The sequence below is a fragment of the Phycisphaerae bacterium genome, assembly GCA_028714855.1.
Classification (GTDB): Bacteria; Planctomycetota; Phycisphaerae; order Sedimentisphaerales; family Anaerobacaceae; genus CAIYOL01.
Genome location: JAQTLP010000007.1, coordinates 34,228 through 51,558 on the forward strand (window position 1 = coordinate 34,228; position 17,331 = coordinate 51,558).

General features: G+C 45.3%; 17 protein-coding genes. 4 read left to right on the plus strand and 13 right to left on the minus strand.

Annotated features, from left to right (window positions below; all coding sequences use genetic code 11):
• Positions 1-4: 4 nt before the first annotated feature.
• The 8 genes from PHG53_06930 to PHG53_06965 form a co-directional block, all read right to left on the minus strand.
• Entirely contained in the window at positions 5-1,531 is a 1,527-nt protein-coding gene (locus PHG53_06930) for an Rne/Rng family ribonuclease (GenBank protein MDD5381353.1), read from the minus strand.
• Positions 1,532-1,535: 4 nt separating this feature from the next.
• Positions 1,536-2,183 (minus strand): TIGR03936 family radical SAM-associated protein, encoded by a 648-nt coding sequence (locus PHG53_06935; GenBank protein ID MDD5381354.1) that lies wholly within the window; start codon positions 2,181-2,183, stop codon positions 1,536-1,538.
• Positions 2,184-2,226: 43 nt separating this feature from the next.
• Positions 2,227-3,966, minus strand: coding sequence for a phosphoenolpyruvate--protein phosphotransferase (gene ptsP / locus PHG53_06940; protein ID MDD5381355.1), 1,740 nt, complete (start codon positions 3,964-3,966; stop codon positions 2,227-2,229).
• Positions 3,967-3,985: 19 nt separating this feature from the next.
• Complete coding sequence (locus PHG53_06945) at positions 3,986-4,312, minus strand: HPr family phosphocarrier protein (protein ID MDD5381356.1); 327 nt, start codon at positions 4,310-4,312, stop codon at positions 3,986-3,988.
• Between the two features lie 32 nt (positions 4,313-4,344).
• Complete coding sequence (locus PHG53_06950; protein MDD5381357.1) at positions 4,345-4,818, minus strand: PTS sugar transporter subunit IIA; 474 nt, start codon at positions 4,816-4,818, stop codon at positions 4,345-4,347.
• A gap of 69 nt (positions 4,819-4,887) precedes the next feature.
• Complete coding sequence (raiA, locus tag PHG53_06955; protein ID MDD5381358.1) at positions 4,888-5,208, minus strand: ribosome-associated translation inhibitor RaiA; 321 nt, start codon at positions 5,206-5,208, stop codon at positions 4,888-4,890.
• A gap of 38 nt (positions 5,209-5,246) precedes the next feature.
• Positions 5,247-5,972, minus strand: coding sequence for a DUF502 domain-containing protein (locus PHG53_06960; protein MDD5381359.1), 726 nt, complete (start codon positions 5,970-5,972; stop codon positions 5,247-5,249).
• Positions 5,973-6,080: 108 nt separating this feature from the next.
• Positions 6,081-7,127, minus strand: a complete 1,047-nt coding sequence (locus tag PHG53_06965; protein ID MDD5381360.1) for a lysylphosphatidylglycerol synthase transmembrane domain-containing protein — start codon at positions 7,125-7,127, stop codon at positions 6,081-6,083.
• Positions 7,128-7,222: 95 nt separating this feature from the next.
• Between PHG53_06965 and hisI the strand changes: the two genes are divergently transcribed.
• The 3 genes from hisI to PHG53_06980 all read left to right on the plus strand — a co-directional run bounded on the left by hisI (position 7,223) and on the right by PHG53_06980 (position 9,728).
• Positions 7,223-7,636: a phosphoribosyl-AMP cyclohydrolase gene (gene hisI, locus PHG53_06970; GenBank protein MDD5381361.1), complete on the plus strand. Its 414-nt coding sequence runs from the start codon at positions 7,223-7,225 to the stop codon at positions 7,634-7,636.
• Between the two features lie 297 nt (positions 7,637-7,933).
• Positions 7,934-8,761 (plus strand): PEP-CTERM sorting domain-containing protein, encoded by an 828-nt coding sequence (locus PHG53_06975; protein ID MDD5381362.1) that lies wholly within the window; start codon positions 7,934-7,936, stop codon positions 8,759-8,761.
• A 184-nt stretch (positions 8,762-8,945) separates the two neighbouring features.
• Complete coding sequence (locus PHG53_06980) at positions 8,946-9,728, plus strand: ATP-binding protein (protein ID MDD5381363.1); 783 nt, start codon at positions 8,946-8,948, stop codon at positions 9,726-9,728.
• A gap of 20 nt (positions 9,729-9,748) precedes the next feature.
• On the opposite strand, the gene dacB is transcribed toward PHG53_06980, so the two are convergent.
• The 5 genes from dacB to larC form a co-directional block, all read right to left on the minus strand.
• Positions 9,749-11,182 (minus strand): D-alanyl-D-alanine carboxypeptidase/D-alanyl-D-alanine-endopeptidase, encoded by a 1,434-nt coding sequence (gene dacB, locus PHG53_06985; GenBank protein MDD5381364.1) that lies wholly within the window; start codon positions 11,180-11,182, stop codon positions 9,749-9,751.
• 83 nt (positions 11,183-11,265) lie between these two features.
• Complete coding sequence (locus PHG53_06990; GenBank protein MDD5381365.1) at positions 11,266-12,441, minus strand: hypothetical protein; 1,176 nt, start codon at positions 12,439-12,441, stop codon at positions 11,266-11,268.
• A gap of 4 nt (positions 12,442-12,445) precedes the next feature.
• Complete coding sequence (locus PHG53_06995; GenBank protein MDD5381366.1) at positions 12,446-12,712, minus strand: hypothetical protein; 267 nt, start codon at positions 12,710-12,712, stop codon at positions 12,446-12,448.
• 637 nt (positions 12,713-13,349) lie between these two features.
• Positions 13,350-14,975: a DPP IV N-terminal domain-containing protein gene (locus PHG53_07000; GenBank protein ID MDD5381367.1), complete on the minus strand. Its 1,626-nt coding sequence runs from the start codon at positions 14,973-14,975 to the stop codon at positions 13,350-13,352.
• A 168-nt stretch (positions 14,976-15,143) separates the two neighbouring features.
• Positions 15,144-16,319 carry a nickel pincer cofactor biosynthesis protein LarC gene (gene larC, locus PHG53_07005; GenBank protein MDD5381368.1) on the minus strand — a complete coding sequence of 392 codons (1,176 nt, stop codon included), beginning with the start codon at positions 16,317-16,319 and terminating at the stop codon, positions 15,144-15,146.
• A gap of 191 nt (positions 16,320-16,510) precedes the next feature.
• Between larC and PHG53_07010 the strand changes: the two genes are divergently transcribed.
• On the plus strand, positions 16,511-17,275 hold the full coding sequence (locus PHG53_07010; protein ID MDD5381369.1) for a hypothetical protein: 765 nt from the start codon (positions 16,511-16,513) through the stop codon (positions 17,273-17,275).
• Positions 17,276-17,331 lie beyond the last annotated feature (56 nt).

Below are 17,331 nucleotides of genomic sequence, written 5' to 3' on the forward strand. Positions count from 1 at the left end.
TACCCTATAATTTTACCACACTTCCGCGGTCGTTATAACAGACCAAATTGTGTTTTCCGCCGATGTAATCCGGCTCAGTGTGAATTATCACTCGCTTGCCGCTGAACTGCTCTATCTGTGCAATCGCAGTTCGCTTCTCATTTTGCAAATAGCCGCCAACCTCCGGAGATACAAACAACTCGATGCGTTTTACATGGTCTTTTGATACCGAAAAATTTAACATTCGAATAATCTCGATAGCCAGTGACTCATGGCTTTTAATAAAACCTGCGCCTCCGCAATGCGGGCACGCCAGATAGGTGGTCGATTGCAGCGAAGGCCGCATTCGCTGACGGGTCATTTCCACCACGCCGAATCTGCTTATTCTCAACATTCTCGAACGGGCGCGGTCGGTTTTGACAAAACCGCGAAAAGCTTTTTCAACCTCCCTGCGGTGTTTCTCGCTGCGCATATCAATAAAGTCGCAGATTATCAGTCCGCCGAGGTCTCGCAGTCTGAGCTGCCTTGCTATTTCCGGCGCCGCCTCCATATTGGTTTTGAAAGCGGTTTGCTCGGCGCCCTGTCCCTTGCGGTACCGGCCGCTGTTTACGTCTATCGCCACCAGCGCTTCAGTTTGTTCGATTACAATTGAGCCGCCACCTTTAAGTGCCACCGTGCGGGACTGAATTTTAACTATTTCGTCCTCGATTCGGTATTTGTGAAACAGCGGAACCTTGCTGTCGTAATATATTACGTTTTGTCTCAATCGCGGCGTCGCTATCGAAAGAAAATCCTTAATCTTTCGGACGACATTTTCAGAATCACATATAATCTTGTCTATCTTGCTGTTAAGAACGTCCCTCAATGTTCGAGTGACCAAATCAGATTCCTGGTAAAGTCCGCTCGGCGCCCTTTCAGTTTCTATCCGTTTTTCGATGGCAACCCACAATCGTCCAAGATACTTCAAATCGTTTTGAATATCCCTTTTTGAGCATCCCTGCCCCGCTGTTCGGATAATAAAGCCCATTCCCTTGGGCGGCCTGATTTCATTAAGAATCTGCCGCAGTCTTATCCGCTCATTGTCATCTTCTATCTTGTGAGAAATCCCGAGCTTTCGCATCCACGGCATCATAACCAGAAACTTGCCCGGCAAGGCGAGATATGTGCTGAGAGTCGGCCCTTTGGTGTTTATTCCTTCTTTAGTTACCTGAACGATAAGCTCCTCGCCCTTACGAAGACAACTCTGGATTGGCAGCCGTTCCTTTAGCGCTTTTCTGCGGCCGACGTTTTCAGTAGAGTCATTGTCAGCACCGGCAAAATAACGGGGGTGGAGGTCGCTGATATGAAGGAAGCCATTCTTTCCTGTTCCGCAGTCTATAAATGCCGCCTGTATACCGGCTTCAATGTTTACTACCCTTCCTTTGTAAATATTGCCGACGCGGCTGCCCGCGCTAGTCCTTTCCACATACAGCTCTTCGAGGGCACTGTTTTCAACTATTGCCACCCTGCATTCTTCGGTCTCGGCAACGTTTATAAGCATCTCTCTTGACATAGTTTTATCCTTCTTGCCATTGTACTCTCGTGCGCCTAATCGGCGCCGACAGCATACCATAGTCCAGTTCCAGCAGCTTCAGAATCTCATCAAGGCGTATCGAACCAGCCGAACTGATTTTGCACTCAACCGATATGCCGGTATCATCTAACTCAAATGATTTCAGGAAAGGCCTGACATCCATATTTTTGAATTTTGTGTTTTCATGCCCCATTTGCCGTCTGAGATTAAGATTTTCACTTGCCAACAAATATTCAATCCTGTTTTTTAACTTTTCGTCCAGATATTCTTTCCGCACGGCCAGCAAATAGACTGCCTGACAAGGTTGAATCGGAGTTTTTGCTTTTGCAGGCCTAGCTGTGAGCATCTCAAGGCCATCAGGTAATTGCTCCGAAAGCATGGTTTTGACTAAAGTGCATAAATCACTTTCCTGTGCTTCTGTGCTCTCTATCCGAAGACACAACAAATCGTCATCTACCTCAATCCCAACGCTTCTTGGTAAGGGCAGGGACAGCTTCGGACGAGGATTGAATCCTTCACTATACAGCACTTTTATGTCCGCCCGGACGCACGCCCGCTGAAAGACTCTGAGCATTTCAGCGTGCGATAAAAATCTTAGATTGCCTCGAACCTTGAATTTAATCAGTATCAAGATAGTTTCGTTTGAAACAGTTATGCGTTTATCTCCCTAATCTCTAAAAAGCTTCGGGCAAAATCGTTCTGGTAACGTCTCGCAGATAATTTGAAATCTGCCTTTCTGAATTCATACCAAGCACTTCTCTGGCTACATTGTTGCAGTCTTCTATTGTAACCGAGCGAATAATTTGTTTTATTTCAGGTATCATCGGCGGGGTAAGTGAAATCGTCCGCACTCCCATCCCCAGCAACAGCATAATATACTCCGGCTCAGAAGCCATTTCTCCGCAGACGCTAATATCTATCTCCGCTTTGTGAGCATCTTGAATGACCGTCCTGACTAGCCGCAGCACCGCGGGGTCTACCGCTGAATACAGCGTGGAGACCAGCTCGTTGCCCCTGTCGACTGCCAGAGTATATTGAACAAGGTCATTCGTTCCTATACTGAAAAAATCGACATCTCTTGCGAGTGTAGAGGCCGTCAAAGCCGCAGACGGCGTCTCAATCATCACGCCTATCTTAATATCCTTATTGTATGTTATAGATTCCTCGTCGAGGTCTTCCATAACATCCCGCAAAATCATCTTCGTTTGCATCAATTCTTGAAGGTGCGTAATCAATGGAAACATTATCTTAACCTCCCCGAGAACAGAGGCCCGCAGGATTGCGCGCAACTGCGTTTTGAACAGCGTAAGGTTCTGCAGACAAAATCTAATGGACCTAAGCCCTAAAAATGGATTTGGCTCGCGTGCAAAACGTTTGCTTTGTGTATATTTATCTGCCCCGAGGTCTAAGGTTCTTATGGTCACCGGCCGATGCTTGAAAACCCGGACGGTTTCTGCATAGGCCTGGTAATGGTCTTCTTCTGTTGGTTCGGTTGGCCTGTTGAGAAATAAAAACTCCGTTCGGTATAACCCAATGCCTTCGCCGCCTTTTTGCAGAATAATTTCCGCTTCAGCGGGGAACTCGATATTACCCAATAATGTTATTCTCACACCATCCCGGGTTTCAGCCGGTTCTTCTTTTATCGCATCGAGTCTATGCTCAAGTTCTGTAAATTCGAGCGAATATTTTTCATATTGCCGCATTGTCTCGTCATCCGGGTTGACAATGACAATGCCTCGATTGCCGTCAATAATAACGGGATCCCCTCCACTGATGATCTCTGTAAGGTCTTCCAATGCCACCACCGCAGGTATCCCAAGCGACCTTGCGACAATGGCCGTATGGCTTGTTCGTCCGCCCGCATCAGTAGCAATGCCTTTTACAAACTTCTTATTAAACTCTGCTGTTTGGGTAGGACTTAAGTTTCGGGCGACAACCGCGACCTCTTCGGTCAAATGCTCGACGTCTTCGCGTCTGCCTCCGACAAGCTGTCTGAGTAAACGTCTTTCAATATCGTAAATGTCCGCTGCGCGTTCGCTGATGTAAGCGTCTTTTATTTTGGCGAAACTTGATGCAATGTCCCGCAGCGTTGCCGAAACTGCGTATTCGGCTGTCACCGATTCCGAATGGACCAAATCCGTTATTCTTTTCCGCAGATTCCTGTCGTGCAGAAAACTCAAATGAACAGCAAAGATGTCTTTTATTTTACGCTGTTCTATTGTTGTTTGCTCTTCTTTAAGCCGGGCCAATTCATCCGCCGCAGCCTTGAAGGCGTTTCTAACCCGCTGAATTTCTATTATTCGCTGTGTTGGATTTATGGAACGCCGCGGAATTCGATACTCTTCGGAATCGATAATCATCGATTTGGCAATGGCAACGCCCGGCGAAACAGCTATTCCTTTTTTTATTTCCATCGCAAACTTCTGCCAAATCTTAATTTTTTTTGCGTTCGTCCGGCGTCGGCTCGTCGAAATGCTTCTTTTCCACAAGTTCCTGCAGGGCATTGATGGCCTGCTGTGCATCTGCGCCTTCAGCTTTAATTTTCAGCTTGGTTCCGCAAGTTGCAGCAAGCATACTCATCTGCATAATACTCTTGCCGTCCACGCTGTTTTCGTTGTTACTGACCGTAATATCGCACTGAAATGTGTTTGCAACATCGACAAATCGCATCGCGGGGCGCATATGAAGTCCATCCGCATTTTTTATCTCGACTCCTGTTTCACAAACCACTTTTTCCAATGTATTTTCTTTCGCCCGCATTGTGGGCCTATTACATTCACAAATTTGTATTATTATAAAGACGGGTTTTCATCAGCCTCTCTGAGAAGGTCCTCAATCTCTGCGGCATCTTTTGATTGCCTGAGGAACTTGCGGAATTTCTCTTCCTGCAAATGCTTAAAAACGCTCTCCATTACCTGCAGGTGTTTATCCGGGTTGTCAACAGGGCTGATTATTAGTATCACCGAATAAACCGGCTGTTTATCCAGCGATGAGAAATCTATACCAGCACTGCTTTGACCAATAGTGGCGACCACATCTTTAACCGCTTTATGTTTCACGTGAGGCACGGCAACACCCTTGCCCATGCCCGTGCTTGCCTCATTTTCTCTTTTTATAACCGCCTTAATAATTTCTTCACAATTTCCCTTGCCGAGCCTGCCGGCTTTATGAAGGGCCGAGACAAGCTCTTTTATTACACCGTTGCGGTCCTTGGTTTTCAACTCCGGAATTATTGCATCAAAACAGATAAAATCTGCGAACTTCATTTCATCTCCTTGCAGTTAATCTATAACAAGTCTGTCTGATTGAGTAACATACTGTTGCGAAATGGCAAGTTATGCCTGCTTTGTCCCTCCCGCATGCTTGTTATCGCGTTCCTTGCCTTTTTTTCTCCTGAGCTGTTCTTCAAGTTTATGAACAGCCGAGTCGATACAGCAGTAAATGTCTTCACAGGTTTCGCTGACAACGAAAATTTTACTATGTTCACCCCTTGCGAGCATCTCCACGCTCGTTTTACCGCTCTGTTTGCCGTCAATAATCACCTCGACCTGGTTGATGCTATTGTAGTACTTAGGAAGCTTGGATGTCTTTTCTTCCGCGTACTTTCTGACGGCATCAGTTATCTCGACGTGTTTACCTGTTATAGTAAAAAGCAAAATCAATCTCCTTAAACTTTATTAGAGAGAAATTATTTTTATTTTTTAACTGTCGGCTCAAATATCGGCAAAGCTACGGTTTTATTGCCTTTGCTCAACTGCGGTGATATGACCCCGCCGCTAACGATAAACCTAATCGCATCTTCTATTGTCATATCGGCATCTATAACTTCATCTTTCGGGACCCATATCACAAAACCTGTAACTGGCGAAGGTGTAGTAGAAATAAAAACGGTCAAAAATTCTTTCTCCTTTTTATCTACTATTTTTTTAATCCCTGAGCTGGTAACCATCCCAATCGACCATACACCTTTTCGCGGATACTCAACCAAGACCACCCTCGAAAACAACTTTTCCTGCTCTTCCGGTTTCAACAGGAAATCAGTAATTTGTTTTACGTAAGGGTAGACCTGCCTTAAAAACGGTGTATTCATTATGAACTTTTCAATCACTCGCCACAGCGTTTTGCCCACAACGCTGGCCACTATTGCACCTACTATGCATACCACAATCAGCGATATAAGAAAACCCGCTATAGACCCCCACCCATCTACCCAGAATCTGACCATATTCTCTTCGGTGAGGTATTGTTGCCCATCCTGTAAAAACATGACGAGCCGAACTATCCCGCGGTTTATATATACGCTGATGTTTTCCTGGATGAACTTGTAGCCCCACACGAATATCCAGATTGTTAGAATAGTCGGCAGTAGTACCGCCAGCCCACGCAAAAAGTAGCTTTTAAAACGTCCTCTATCACGCATATTTTTAACAACAAGTCCTTTGCTGTTATCGAGTTACAAGCTTTCAGCTAACCCTGATATATTCCGGGGCTGGCCATAAAAACCACACCCTGTCCGCAACGCTATAGTTTAATCTATGGACTTATTACGGTCAACAAAAAAGTCCTTTGGCAAATGTGCGCCAAGCAGGTGAATTACCACCCCCGGCAAAGAGCCGATTAGCCACAAGATTCGATGATAAGACGCCAAAGCCAGCACTTGCTCATCGAGGCCTACAGCTACCTTGCCGAACAATAATTTCAATGTGCCTTCCCAAATTCCTAATGCTCCTATACTTATCGGCAGGGAACCTACTACCCATGCGATCGGGAAGAAAACAAAGTAATATTTCATGGGTACGTCAATACCAATTTCCCGTCCAACAAGCCACATACCGAAAATAAATATTGACTGGCACAGGAAAGTAAGCAGTAGCGCCAAAATAAGCGTGAATATCTTTGAACAATAAATGCGAATGGCGTTGCTGATTTTATGCAGGAATATTTTACCTTTCTCGTCGACCAGTCTAAAAGCTTTTCTGAGGAGATTTCGGCCCTTAGCGTTTGAGATGAAAGCCAAAAGCGATAGCACAAAAGCTATGCCTATAGCTGCAAGAATCCACTTGTGTTCATTCCAGATTTGTGACAAATTCAGATTAAAGGAAAATATCAAACGCTCCTTTTGCCTATCAACAGGTATAAGCCAGTAGCAGCAAAAAGCCATAATGACCGTGCCTGCCAAACCTATGGCCCTATCGACCAGCACGCTCAAGGCAGCTTCCAATTTTTTATCCGTATGGTTGGTAACATACCAGGCACGGACTAAATCGCCTCCGATGGCGGTAGGCAGACAGTTATTGTAGAAAATCCCTAATAAGTTCAGATTAAAAGCAGGCCAAAATCCTATATGAATCGACTGAGCCCTCATAAGCAGACACCATCTGGCAACAAAAACCACTTGACTCAAAAACCAGGTAACCAGGGAAGCTGCGAAAATCCAGAAATTTATTCCCAGTAGCACATTAGCTATTTTGGCTAAATTCTCTCCTCTGAATGTCAAATAAAGCGCACCAGCCGCTACGATAATGCGTAACAGATATGATATGTATTTGCTTTTCTTGCTTTTAACTTTGGCCACGAAACTAATTTGCCTTAAAAAAACTTGTTTTTGCGAATAATAACCGATAGATTGATAATTAACAATCGAAAATTGACTATTTGAGGGCTCGATAGATGGCTGCAAAACAGAATATCCAAGAAGGTATCGACTTTATTCCCAAATTTGACAGTAATGGTTTAATTAAGGCAATCGCACAGGATGCGAAAACCGGCCAGATCCTGATGGCCGCTTCTATGAATCGAGAGGCACTTGATTTGACAATTCAGACGGGGTTGGCCACATACTTCAGCACATCACGGCAAAAATTATGGAAAAAAGGCGAAGAAAGCGGACACTTCCAGAAAGTAGAGCAGATACTCGTCGATTGTGACCAGGATTGCATTCTCCTCAAAGTAACAGTCGATGCTGGCCAGTGCCACGTGGGTTATCAGTCCTGTTTCTACCGAGCATTGAAAAAAGGCGGCAGCAACAAACTCGAATTTATCGCAGAAAAAGTCTATAACCCAAAAGAAACCTATAAAAAATAAAAAACTTGCACTGCCTTCATAAGCATATCTTCTTGATATAGAGAAACTTACCTAAATTTGCGTCTAAAAAATATCGGCTGGTCGATAATTTTCTTGACTTGAAGTTTATTGCCTCGTAGACTGATTTCAGCGATTTTGCGAGGAGTAGAGTGATGGCGGTATTTGTTTCATTTCAGTTTTTTCCATTATTACCAGAGAATCCCGTTGCACCCGGTCTGCTTGCAGGCTTTGGAGCCTGTTAAGATAATCATAAATCGTTATAAGCTTAAAGGTTTTAAGAATTAGGAGGATGGATATATGAGAAAGTTAATTTTAGCTCCATTAATTGTATGTCTGTTGGCGGCAACTACCAATGCTACTTTTTCCTATCATATTGACAAAGACCCGACTCATATTCTTTACGGTAATCTGAGTCAGAACAGCCAGGCTTTTATTAATCTTGTTGGAGCACCTATGGCGGCTGCTGCCTGTGGTCCTGTAGCGGTGACAAACTCCTACAGGTATCTTGAAAATAAATACCCCTTGGTTTATGGGAACAACCTGACAGGTGGTAATCTGCTTCAGACTGCAGCTAATTTGTGCGCCTTAATGGGAACAACACCGGGTGTTGGCACGTTTTGGGACGACCTTATCTGGTACAAGATGCAGGATATCGAATCCAAGGTGCAGGGTGAAACTATCTATGAGGCACAGCGCAACCCTGTCTGGAACTGGAGTGTTTGGGACGACCCGGTTGCCATTGAGCCTGATTGGGTAATGCCGGTTTTGCCTAAGTGGCAATTCATATGGGGCGAGCTGAAAGATTGTGAGGACCTTGAGATCCTGCTGAGCTGGGCTGATGGAGGCCACTTCCTGACGGTCAAAAGTTTCCACTGGGACGATGTTGACGAGGATGGTGTGATAGATTTTGAGGAGGGCGCTACGTTCGACTACATCAACCCATGCACAGGTGCGCCGGGCGTATCTGGCATTTGGCAGAATACCTATGGTAGCATCCTCGAAACCGACTATAATGCGTATGGCCCGACCATTACGATGGCTGTATCGGAAAGTGTTCCTGAGCCGGCAACGGTCGTTTTGCTGGGTCTTGGCGGCCTGGCGCTGCTTCGCAGACGCAAACACTGATTAGCCTTCAGCGGTTAGTTGACGACTTTTCAGAAACTAACGAAAAGGGCAAGTCATCACGGCTTGCCTTTTTTATTTGCGCTTCTGTTGGCCTTGTTAGTCTGTTTGTGTTTACTCAAGAAAAACCGCTTTGGGGGTCGATATAGATAGGTAATAACTGTGTAAGCATTATTATCAGGAGCTAATGTTGACAAAGATAATCGAAAAGCGTCTTTCTTTGCACAAAAACCTCGCAAGTCAGCAGCAGCAGAACGACGTCCTGCAATCCCAGCTCACTGCCCTTCAGGCCCTTGCCAACATCGGCACCGTTACCTGCATGGTCGCGCACGAAATCAATAATTTACTTACGCCTCTGACTAATTTCGCCGCCCTTGCCCTGAAAAATCCCGATGATAAGCCTTTGTCTGAAAAGGCCCTTCAAAAAGTCGTCCATAATTGTGAGCGCGCCTCCAAAATTATGGAGAGTATGCTCGCTGTGGCAAACGGCCAGTCGCAGGAGAAGAAGAACACGGCTCTGATTACTTTGGTCGAAGATATTTTTGGCTGTCTGTGCCGGGATTTTGCGAAAGACGGTATAACTGTAAATATCCAGATTCCGCAGGATTTAGCGGTTTGGGTTGTACCTGTTCAGATTCAGCAGGTTTTAATGAATTTGATTCTCAATGCCCGCGATGCAATGCTGTCTCGCGGCGGTGTTCTGACCATCAAAGTGTGGGAAAGCTCTGATGCCGTTGAAATGGAGATCTCCGATACCGGCTGTGGAATCGAGCCGGCCAACTTAAAAAAGATTTTCCAGCCGTTTTTCACCACGAAGGCGAATGAAAAATCGCCGTCACAGCACTCTGGCTCGGGACTCGGCCTTTTCTTCGTAAAAAGAGTGGTGGATGACCACGGAGGTTGCGTTTCGGTCGAATCCAAACCTGCGAGCGGGACAACGTTCAAAATCACTCTGCCTAAACCCCAATAATATAATGCTGCTGCGGCCAGCTAATCGTTATCGATAATCGCCTTTGCTATATCGTTCAGTGCGTCTCGTGTTCCCCCCTTGACTTTATTGGCCAGAATGGAAAATATATATTCCCCTTCCCTGCTGCTGCATATCCCCGAAAGCGATTTGACGCCGTTGATATATCCGGTCTTGCCGAAAACTTTGCTCTTATATTTTTCTTCTTTGAAGGGTTTGCGGATTGTACCCTCTACCCCCCCTTCTGCGAGCGAATCTTTATAAAGCTCCCAGTTTTTGCTTTTGTAAACATCTAACAGCACTTTCGCGATGGCATTCGCGCTGAGTTTATTTTCTCTGCTCAGGCCGCTGCCGTCGTCGATGTTAAATTCCTCTTTATCAATTCCAAGAGCCAGCAGATAGCTGCTGATTAACTCACGTCCTTTTGCCCAGCTTCCATTTTTGCCGTTTGGTTCAGTTTTAGCCGCGATGGTTTTTAAGAATGCTTCTGCCGCCAGGCCGAGACTGTTCTTGTTGCAGCGGGCCAGGCAATCTGTTATCGGCGTATTGTATTCGGCGATTTTCTTGTAATCGCAGTCTCCGGGCGCCGGTCCTTCAAGTATTTGTCCATCCACGTTAATTCCCGCCCCGGCCATATTTTCACGCAGCAAGAATCCAAAGAACTCGGCAGGTTTTTCAATCGCAACGTCGACCGGCCCTTCCTGTTTTTGGCATTTGCCCTTTATGGTGAGGATATTCGGCGTTCGATTGCGATATGCCCCGACCGCGCTTTTCACTTTTTTATCTTTCGTTATTGGCTTGACCTCGTTGGTTATCTTTATAAAGCCGGTTTCCGGCCTGAGGCTGATTATCACGTTGCCATCGGTATTAGTAACGGTCATCGCGATGCAGTTATCATTGTAATTTAAGCCGCTTACTTCGCAGGCATACCACTGGTTTAACTGTTCTCTTGGCCAGTGCGGGTGCACCCTCTCGTTATCAAATATGCTGCTATCAACGATAATATCTTTGATGGCTGTTTTGTCATTTTGTTTTAGCGAGGCTGCTATATCCTTAAATATCCACCCCGGCTCTCTTTGGTATTTGGCGTCCGTGGCTTCATCGCCTAATAACGGGTCGCCGCTTCCTTTTACCACCAGCGAATCGCCGCAAAGACCGACTTCGGTTTTGAACTTGTAATCCGGCCCTAAGTATTTCAGCGCGGCGGCGCTGGTAATTATCTTCATATTCGAAGCCGGTATCAGTGCCTTATCCGCATCGTGGCTGTACACCACTTTGCCTGAATCGGCTTTTACGACGATGATGGAATATTGAACACCTTTTTGGGACGACTGATGTATGATGCCGTCGATTTTTTCTGCCAGCCCCGCTGAGGCAATGCTGACAAGGCCGATACTTAATAACGCCGAAGCTAAAAATTTCTTTTTAATATTCATAACGGGGTAAATTTTTATCACAGACTCCTACTAAGTTCAAGCGGAATAATTGCCGTTAACTGAAATTGACAGGCGGAAGAATTAATCACCCCTGAAAACCGGGACTACTTAATTTTTTTGATATTTCTGAGCAAAGTTTTAGCTGAATTCATGGCTGCCTTGTATGACTCTTCGTCAATCGCCAAATCGGGATATAACTTGCCCATCGCGATTACATCTTCGTAATTCTTAATAATGGCGTTAAGAAACTGTATCGCCTCGTTTTTGTCCCTGCCGATTTCGATTTCTTTGGCATAACGGTCGATACTCGTTCGTAATTTTTCAAAATTCTCTTTGGCGGTTTCGAACGAGCTTCTGGCTTTGGCCGCATCATTATTGAGAACAATACGGGGGTTGTCTAATTTCAGTGCCGCAGCGACTGCTTTTGGGGAGCCCTCCAGCCCGTTTGCTATCCCGCATTCGACGGCTTCGCCGGCAGTCAAAGTAAGCAGCGACCCTTTTTTACTCAACGTTCGAACCACGGTTTGTTTCGCTGTCTTTTCTTTCGGCTCGATAAAAAAGTTCTCGCTGTTTTCGGACACTTCCACGACATCGAGGTCTTTGTCGACCATCGCCTTGGCAATGGCAGCCGACCGGCCGTTTTGCTCGGCCAAGCTTGCTACATAAGCCCGGTCTGCCGACAGAAATTTTTCTCCTACTGTAGCGCCATAAGCAGATTTTAAGTCTTTTACTCCTTTGTCAGATATTACTATAGGCGTCGCGGCCCCGATAGCAGTATTGTCCGCCATATATATGTAATCGCACGCTAACGCTATGATAGCTCCCGCCGAATATGCCCCGCCGTATTTTCCTCCGCTGACGAGCGCGACCGTCCGGCAATTATCTGCCTTTGTGATTGCGCTGCAGATTCGTTTCATAAGGTCTCCCCGGCCGCCGGGCGTATCTATATCAATTAGAATAAGCATCGGCCCCTGATTAGAGCCTGTTTCAATCGCTTTTTCCAAAGCGGTTGTTTCGCACTCCAGCTCTATCGCATCTTTTATCGATATAACTATGACCTGGTTTTTCCTGCCTTCTTTGCTCCACTCGACGTGATAATCCGCCATATCGATGTATTTTGGGGTGCCTTGATTGCCGGCGCGAATTAGGGTCTTGCCGGCTCGTTTCATTTGCGTCGCGTAACCGTAAAAAACTTCTCCTGTCTGACGGTTGGTGAACGTGTCTGCGATGCAGGGGATAGTTAATAACAGGCTTGCGATAATGGAAATCAGCTTTTTCATATTCTCACCCTTGGTCAAAAACAATATCACCGGGATTATATGTTTTTACAGCCGAAAAGTCAAAAGGACAGGACATAATCTTCCACGCCAGCCTATCGCTACAGCTATGGCGGACAGGCCCCCTTAGAATAAACGACATTCTAAACAAGGGGGCAAATTTACCGGCAATAAAGGAGTTTTCAATAGGCCCTTCGGCTGCGCTCAGGGCAATTTTACCGGCAACAAAGGTCGGTAAAATTGGCTTTGTTTGGGTTTGTTTTAAGTAGTTCATAGTTCGTGGTTCGTAGTTGTTAGTAATTGTCAAATAAGGAGTTAAGCTCATTTTTGGTGTTTTGGAAATTGGGTTCGTTTTGCATAATTTAGTTGTTTTGATTGATTTTTTCCCTATAAACAGAAAATCTCCGTGTCTGCCACAGAGAGCACAGAGAAAAAAGAAAAACAAATTGTAAGTGTTAATTGGTTATTGTTAACCGCTCATTAGTAATTCCTTTCGAGAGAAATTGTCTCTCTACTATAAAACGAGCTTGCGCGAATTTGTCGAAAAATCGGTAATTTTTCGAGGCGCGATTTTGGCTAAGTCATTGCGGAGTAAAGAATAAAAGATTTTTGAAAAAATCCGATTTTTTCCTCCGGGTACATACGTTTTTGATTGAAATTTACTTGATCCCCGCCAACGACATGCGGGGACCTCCGCTGCGCTCCGGCTTGCGCGATTGATGCGAAAACTCGACTCCGCCTGAGGCGGATAAATCTCGTAACTCGATGTTAGAAAAGGAGTAAAAATTTTTTGGAAAAAATGGATTTCTGGTATGCAACTACCAACGTTTTTGATTGATTTTTCCACCCAACTCCGGTGATCCTGTGTTACTCACCGTTTGTTGTTTCGTCGGTATGAGAAATTACTCTTATCATCTTCTTCCCTTATCAGCTATTATCCAGGACTCTTTGCCATCTGCAGATAAAACACGTATTCCCCTTGTCTCTTTCATTCCAGTTATTGCTGTCTCGGACAAGAGCATATATGCGACATAATTTTCATCGGGTGAAACAGTTATCATTGAATCCCTGCAACTGCAATTTGTTGTCAACTGTGTAGTTTTTTTTGCATCGTTAAGGCTTTTAATCCGCAAATCATAAGCAAAAGGATCTGCCGGCTCTGAATCAACAAAGATGATTGCTCTGCCATCAGATATGGCTCTAGCATCCTTATAGGGGTGACGTGTTATTTCTCCCCCGATAATTCTCCTCTGCCTATTGCCGTCATGCGCCATTTGCCATACTTCATGATTATTAGGCCGTTTATTTATGTCGATACTGATATCTTCCGGGACAACATGAACAAAGAAAACATATTTATCTGTGACATCCAATACCATTTCATTACCAGCGCCGCCTACGACATATGTTAATTGCTTCAGCCCTGTGCCGTCGACATTTATAGAAAATATATCCTCGTGCGGTTCCGGTTTTTTATCATAACTGCACCAACTCTGAACAAAAAACAGCTTTTTCCCATCAGGTGAAAATTTTAGTGATGAGCATTGATTGCCATCGCTGGTAAGTTTTCTGATATTACCACCATCGGCATCCATAATATATACTTCGCAAGCTGTGCCTTGTTGAGAGGTAAACGCCACATATTTGCCATTCGGACTGTAACAGGCTTCTGAAACCCCAAAATAGTCCGGGGCCAACCGTCTATAATTTGAGCCATCCAAATCAATCAGATAAATCTCGCCAGCATAATTTTCCTTATCACATATAAACATAATACTCTGGCCGTCAGGGGTAAACTGCGGAGCGACTTCCCAGTATTTTGTATTTGTCAGTTTTTTCAAGTCAGAACCGTTAACATTGACGATATAGATGTCGGCTGTCTTTAACGTAAAAAGCGAAAAAGTAATTTTATCCCCATCCGGCGAAAAACCCATCCCGCTAAATGTATAAGGCTCGTTATACCGGCCGCCGAATCCTTCATCACGGTCATACCATCTGGCCTTAATCATATCCTGAAATTTGCTTAATTGCTCCTCTGTAGGGGTTTTTCGCGTATTTTTAATCCTCGAGATTAAATATTTACCGTCATATTTTTTAATAAATAATTCAACCTCTATTAATTCTATCTCGCTATGGTCGTTCAGAAACTCGGTTGTTCTGGCTATATAGCCGTTGTCATTTGGCTCAATAACCGGGCCGGAAAGAATAATGCGGTTAGTATTCCAAACAAACCACTTTCCCGTCATTGAATTAACATATCTACGTCCGGTACAAGAGTCAACACGGCCATCGGGATACACCTCTATGGCACGGCAATCTTTGGCGACTATCCTTTCCAATCTAGGGATGGCCAACTCATTTGCAAGAACCCATTTAAGCAAACCACCGCGACCAACCGACGGACTCGTCCAACGGTTAAATGTCCTGGCTATTGACCTTACACGCATATAAGGAGTGTGTAGAACAAAAAATACAACCAGCACAAAGACCAACAAGAACGACCATAGAATAACTTTATGTTTTTTAGACAATGCCATATTTGTATTCCTGATCCCTTAATCCAATGGTACAGAAAAATGCGATAATAACAGTTTTTGCCATCTCTTCATTCTCCCCCAAAATTGGCTCATTTACAACGGCAAAAAATAGGGGAAAAACAACCCACCGGATAAACCGGTGGGCTTTCGGATTTACGATTTGAAACCCTATTCTCTTTTCTTATACGCTGCCATTGCGGCATCGAGGACGGCTTTGACGGTTACCTTGTGTTTTTCCGCGGCGGCAGAGCAATCGGAAAATTCCGGCTTGGCGTTGACGATTTTTCCGGCTAATGAGCCGGTCTTAATTCTAATTTCGCCGAATTCGGTCTGGACGGTAACGAGCTGCCTTGCCAGTTTGCTTCTTTGCAGAATTTGTCTTCTGATGCCGAACGTAAGTCCTTCTCCGAAAAGGAGTTGCTCTAACTTTTGGGCGTCTTCGATTTTGCAGATAACAGATATTTGTCCGGCGGGTCGGCCGTGTTTCATATAAATCGGCGTGGTAAAAACATCCAATGCCCCCTGCTTGAATAGTTTCTCTGTTGTTGAGCCGAGCAATTCGCCGCTTGCGTCATCGATATTAGTTTCGAGCAGGCAGACAGAATCAGCGTTGGCTTCTGTATCTTCAACAGTTTGGCCGAGAATAAGGCGCAGGACGTTGGGGAATTCTTGCGACTGGCGCGAGCCGGCACCATACCCTATTGCTTCGATAGACATAGCCGGCAGAGGGCAGAACCGGTCAACCACAGTTGTCAAGATTGCCGCTGCGGTGGGAGTCAGCAGCTCGAACTGTCCGGGGCCGCTGATAATCGGGACGCCCTTGAGCAATTCTGCTGTTGCAGGCGCAGGGACAGGCAGTAATTCGTGGGCGCATTCGATAGTGCCGCCGCCTACGCTCAAGGTTGAGCAATATATTTTATCAAGGCCCAAGGCCGCGAAACCAATGGATGCGGAGACAATATCGACAATCGAATCGAGGGCCCCTACCTCGTGAAAGTGAATCTCGTTTGGGTCTTTGCCGTGGACTTTTCCCTCGGCTTTGGCGATTTTTTCAAAGACGGTGATAGCAGTTTTTTTCGCCTGTTCGCTTATTTTGCTTTGGGTGATGATTTTGGTTATATCTTTGAGATTTCGGTGCGCGTGTTCTTTTTGCACAACAGGAAGAAAGCTAAGCGCCCTTAAGCCGGTGCGCTTGGTTTCGGTTATTTTTATATCGAAGTTTTTCAGGCCGAGGGTTGCAAGCTGGGCCTTTAGAAATTCGGCATCGAGACCGGCGTCGAGCATCGCGGCGACAATCATATCGCCGGCGGCACCGGCAAAACAATCGAAATAGGCAATTTTCATAATCGTAACCTTATAAAAGCGGTAATCCTGCAGCAATTATCCAGAAAAAAAACATTTCTTCAAGCACAAATAAGGCACTTAATTTGTGGTAAAGAGGGTTAAAATGCGGCTTTGGTCCTATTTTATCTTGATTTTGAGCCTGAAAAGCTGTATAATGCTGTAAATAAGACATTGCCTGGAAGGAGGCCAAAATGAAAACCCTAATATTAATTTTCGGATGTCTGCTGCTGTCAGTGGTATCTTCTCAGGCGGCAGAAAATAATTCTAATCAGCAGACGGACGAGGCGGGCAGATATATCGCGAACCTGCGCCAGGGAGTAGAAAGCTATTACGCAGGCCAGCTTCTCGAACTAAGACTGCGAGCGGATGCGGAGATTAGACTGCTCGAAGTTGCTGACAATTCGGCGTATGCCACTCTTGCTGCACAGGCGGAAGTGGCTAAAACGGTGCTGCACATTAACGACATCTACAGATATCGAGCGCCCTTGAATCTTGAAGCTGAAATCGAAAGAATGCTGCAACTTAAAGATGACTCTGACGAACACAAATCGTACGGTCATTTTGGAGACTATATCGAAATATCGCCTAAGAAGTTTGCGGTGGTGCGAAGCCAGATAGCTGAGAGAGAAAGCGATATATTAACGAGACTGGCGTACGAAACCGCAGACCTCGAAAGGCAGAAAAACTATGCATTAACTGTTACCCTGCCGGAGCTTGAAAAACAATTAAAGCAGAGCATGCTGAAACCTGAACCTAAGACGAAGCACGGGCTGGTAACGGGGATAATCTATTCTGCGGACAGGCCTTGCGCTGTCGTTGACGGCAAAGTAGTCCATGAAGGGGACGTAATAGGCGGCGTCACGGTAGTCAAAATACAACAAGACAGCGTTAAGTTCAGCAGGAAGAGCAAGAGCTGGGAGCAAAAAGTGCAACAAGCTCCAGAGGCTTATTGGTAGCGGCTTGGCTGTTTAGTAAAAATCAACTCAGGGGTTGCGTAAAAAATACGATAAGG

What these genes read in the sequence shown, in the direction of transcription:
- PHG53_06930 (MDD5381353.1), bottom strand. Translation starts at nt 1,531, where the DNA reads ATGTCAAGAGAGATGCTTATAAACGTTGCCGAGACCGAAGAATGCAGG.
- ptsP (MDD5381355.1), bottom strand. Translation starts at nt 3,966, where the DNA reads ATGGAAATAAAAAAAGGAATAGCTGTTTCGCCGGGCGTTGCCATTGCC.
- PHG53_06945 (MDD5381356.1), bottom strand. Translation starts at nt 4,312, where the DNA reads ATGCGGGCGAAAGAAAATACATTGGAAAAAGTGGTTTGTGAAACAGGA.
- PHG53_06950 (MDD5381357.1), bottom strand. Translation starts at nt 4,818, where the DNA reads ATGAAGTTCGCAGATTTTATCTGTTTTGATGCAATAATTCCGGAGTTG.
- PHG53_06960 (MDD5381359.1), bottom strand. Translation starts at nt 5,972, where the DNA reads ATGCGTGATAGAGGACGTTTTAAAAGCTACTTTTTGCGTGGGCTGGCG.
- hisI (MDD5381361.1), top strand. Translation starts at nt 7,223, where the DNA reads ATGGCTGCAAAACAGAATATCCAAGAAGGTATCGACTTTATTCCCAAA.
- PHG53_06975 (MDD5381362.1), top strand. Translation starts at nt 7,934, where the DNA reads ATGAGAAAGTTAATTTTAGCTCCATTAATTGTATGTCTGTTGGCGGCA.
- PHG53_06980 (MDD5381363.1), top strand. Translation starts at nt 8,946, where the DNA reads ATGTTGACAAAGATAATCGAAAAGCGTCTTTCTTTGCACAAAAACCTC.
- PHG53_06990 (MDD5381365.1), bottom strand. Translation starts at nt 12,441, where the DNA reads ATGAAAAAGCTGATTTCCATTATCGCAAGCCTGTTATTAACTATCCCC.
- PHG53_06995 (MDD5381366.1), bottom strand. Translation starts at nt 12,712, where the DNA reads ATGAACTACTTAAAACAAACCCAAACAAAGCCAATTTTACCGACCTTT.
- PHG53_07000 (MDD5381367.1), bottom strand. Translation starts at nt 14,975, where the DNA reads ATGGCATTGTCTAAAAAACATAAAGTTATTCTATGGTCGTTCTTGTTG.
- larC (MDD5381368.1), bottom strand. Translation starts at nt 16,319, where the DNA reads ATGAAAATTGCCTATTTCGATTGTTTTGCCGGTGCCGCCGGCGATATG.
- PHG53_07010 (MDD5381369.1), top strand. Translation starts at nt 16,511, where the DNA reads ATGAAAACCCTAATATTAATTTTCGGATGTCTGCTGCTGTCAGTGGTA.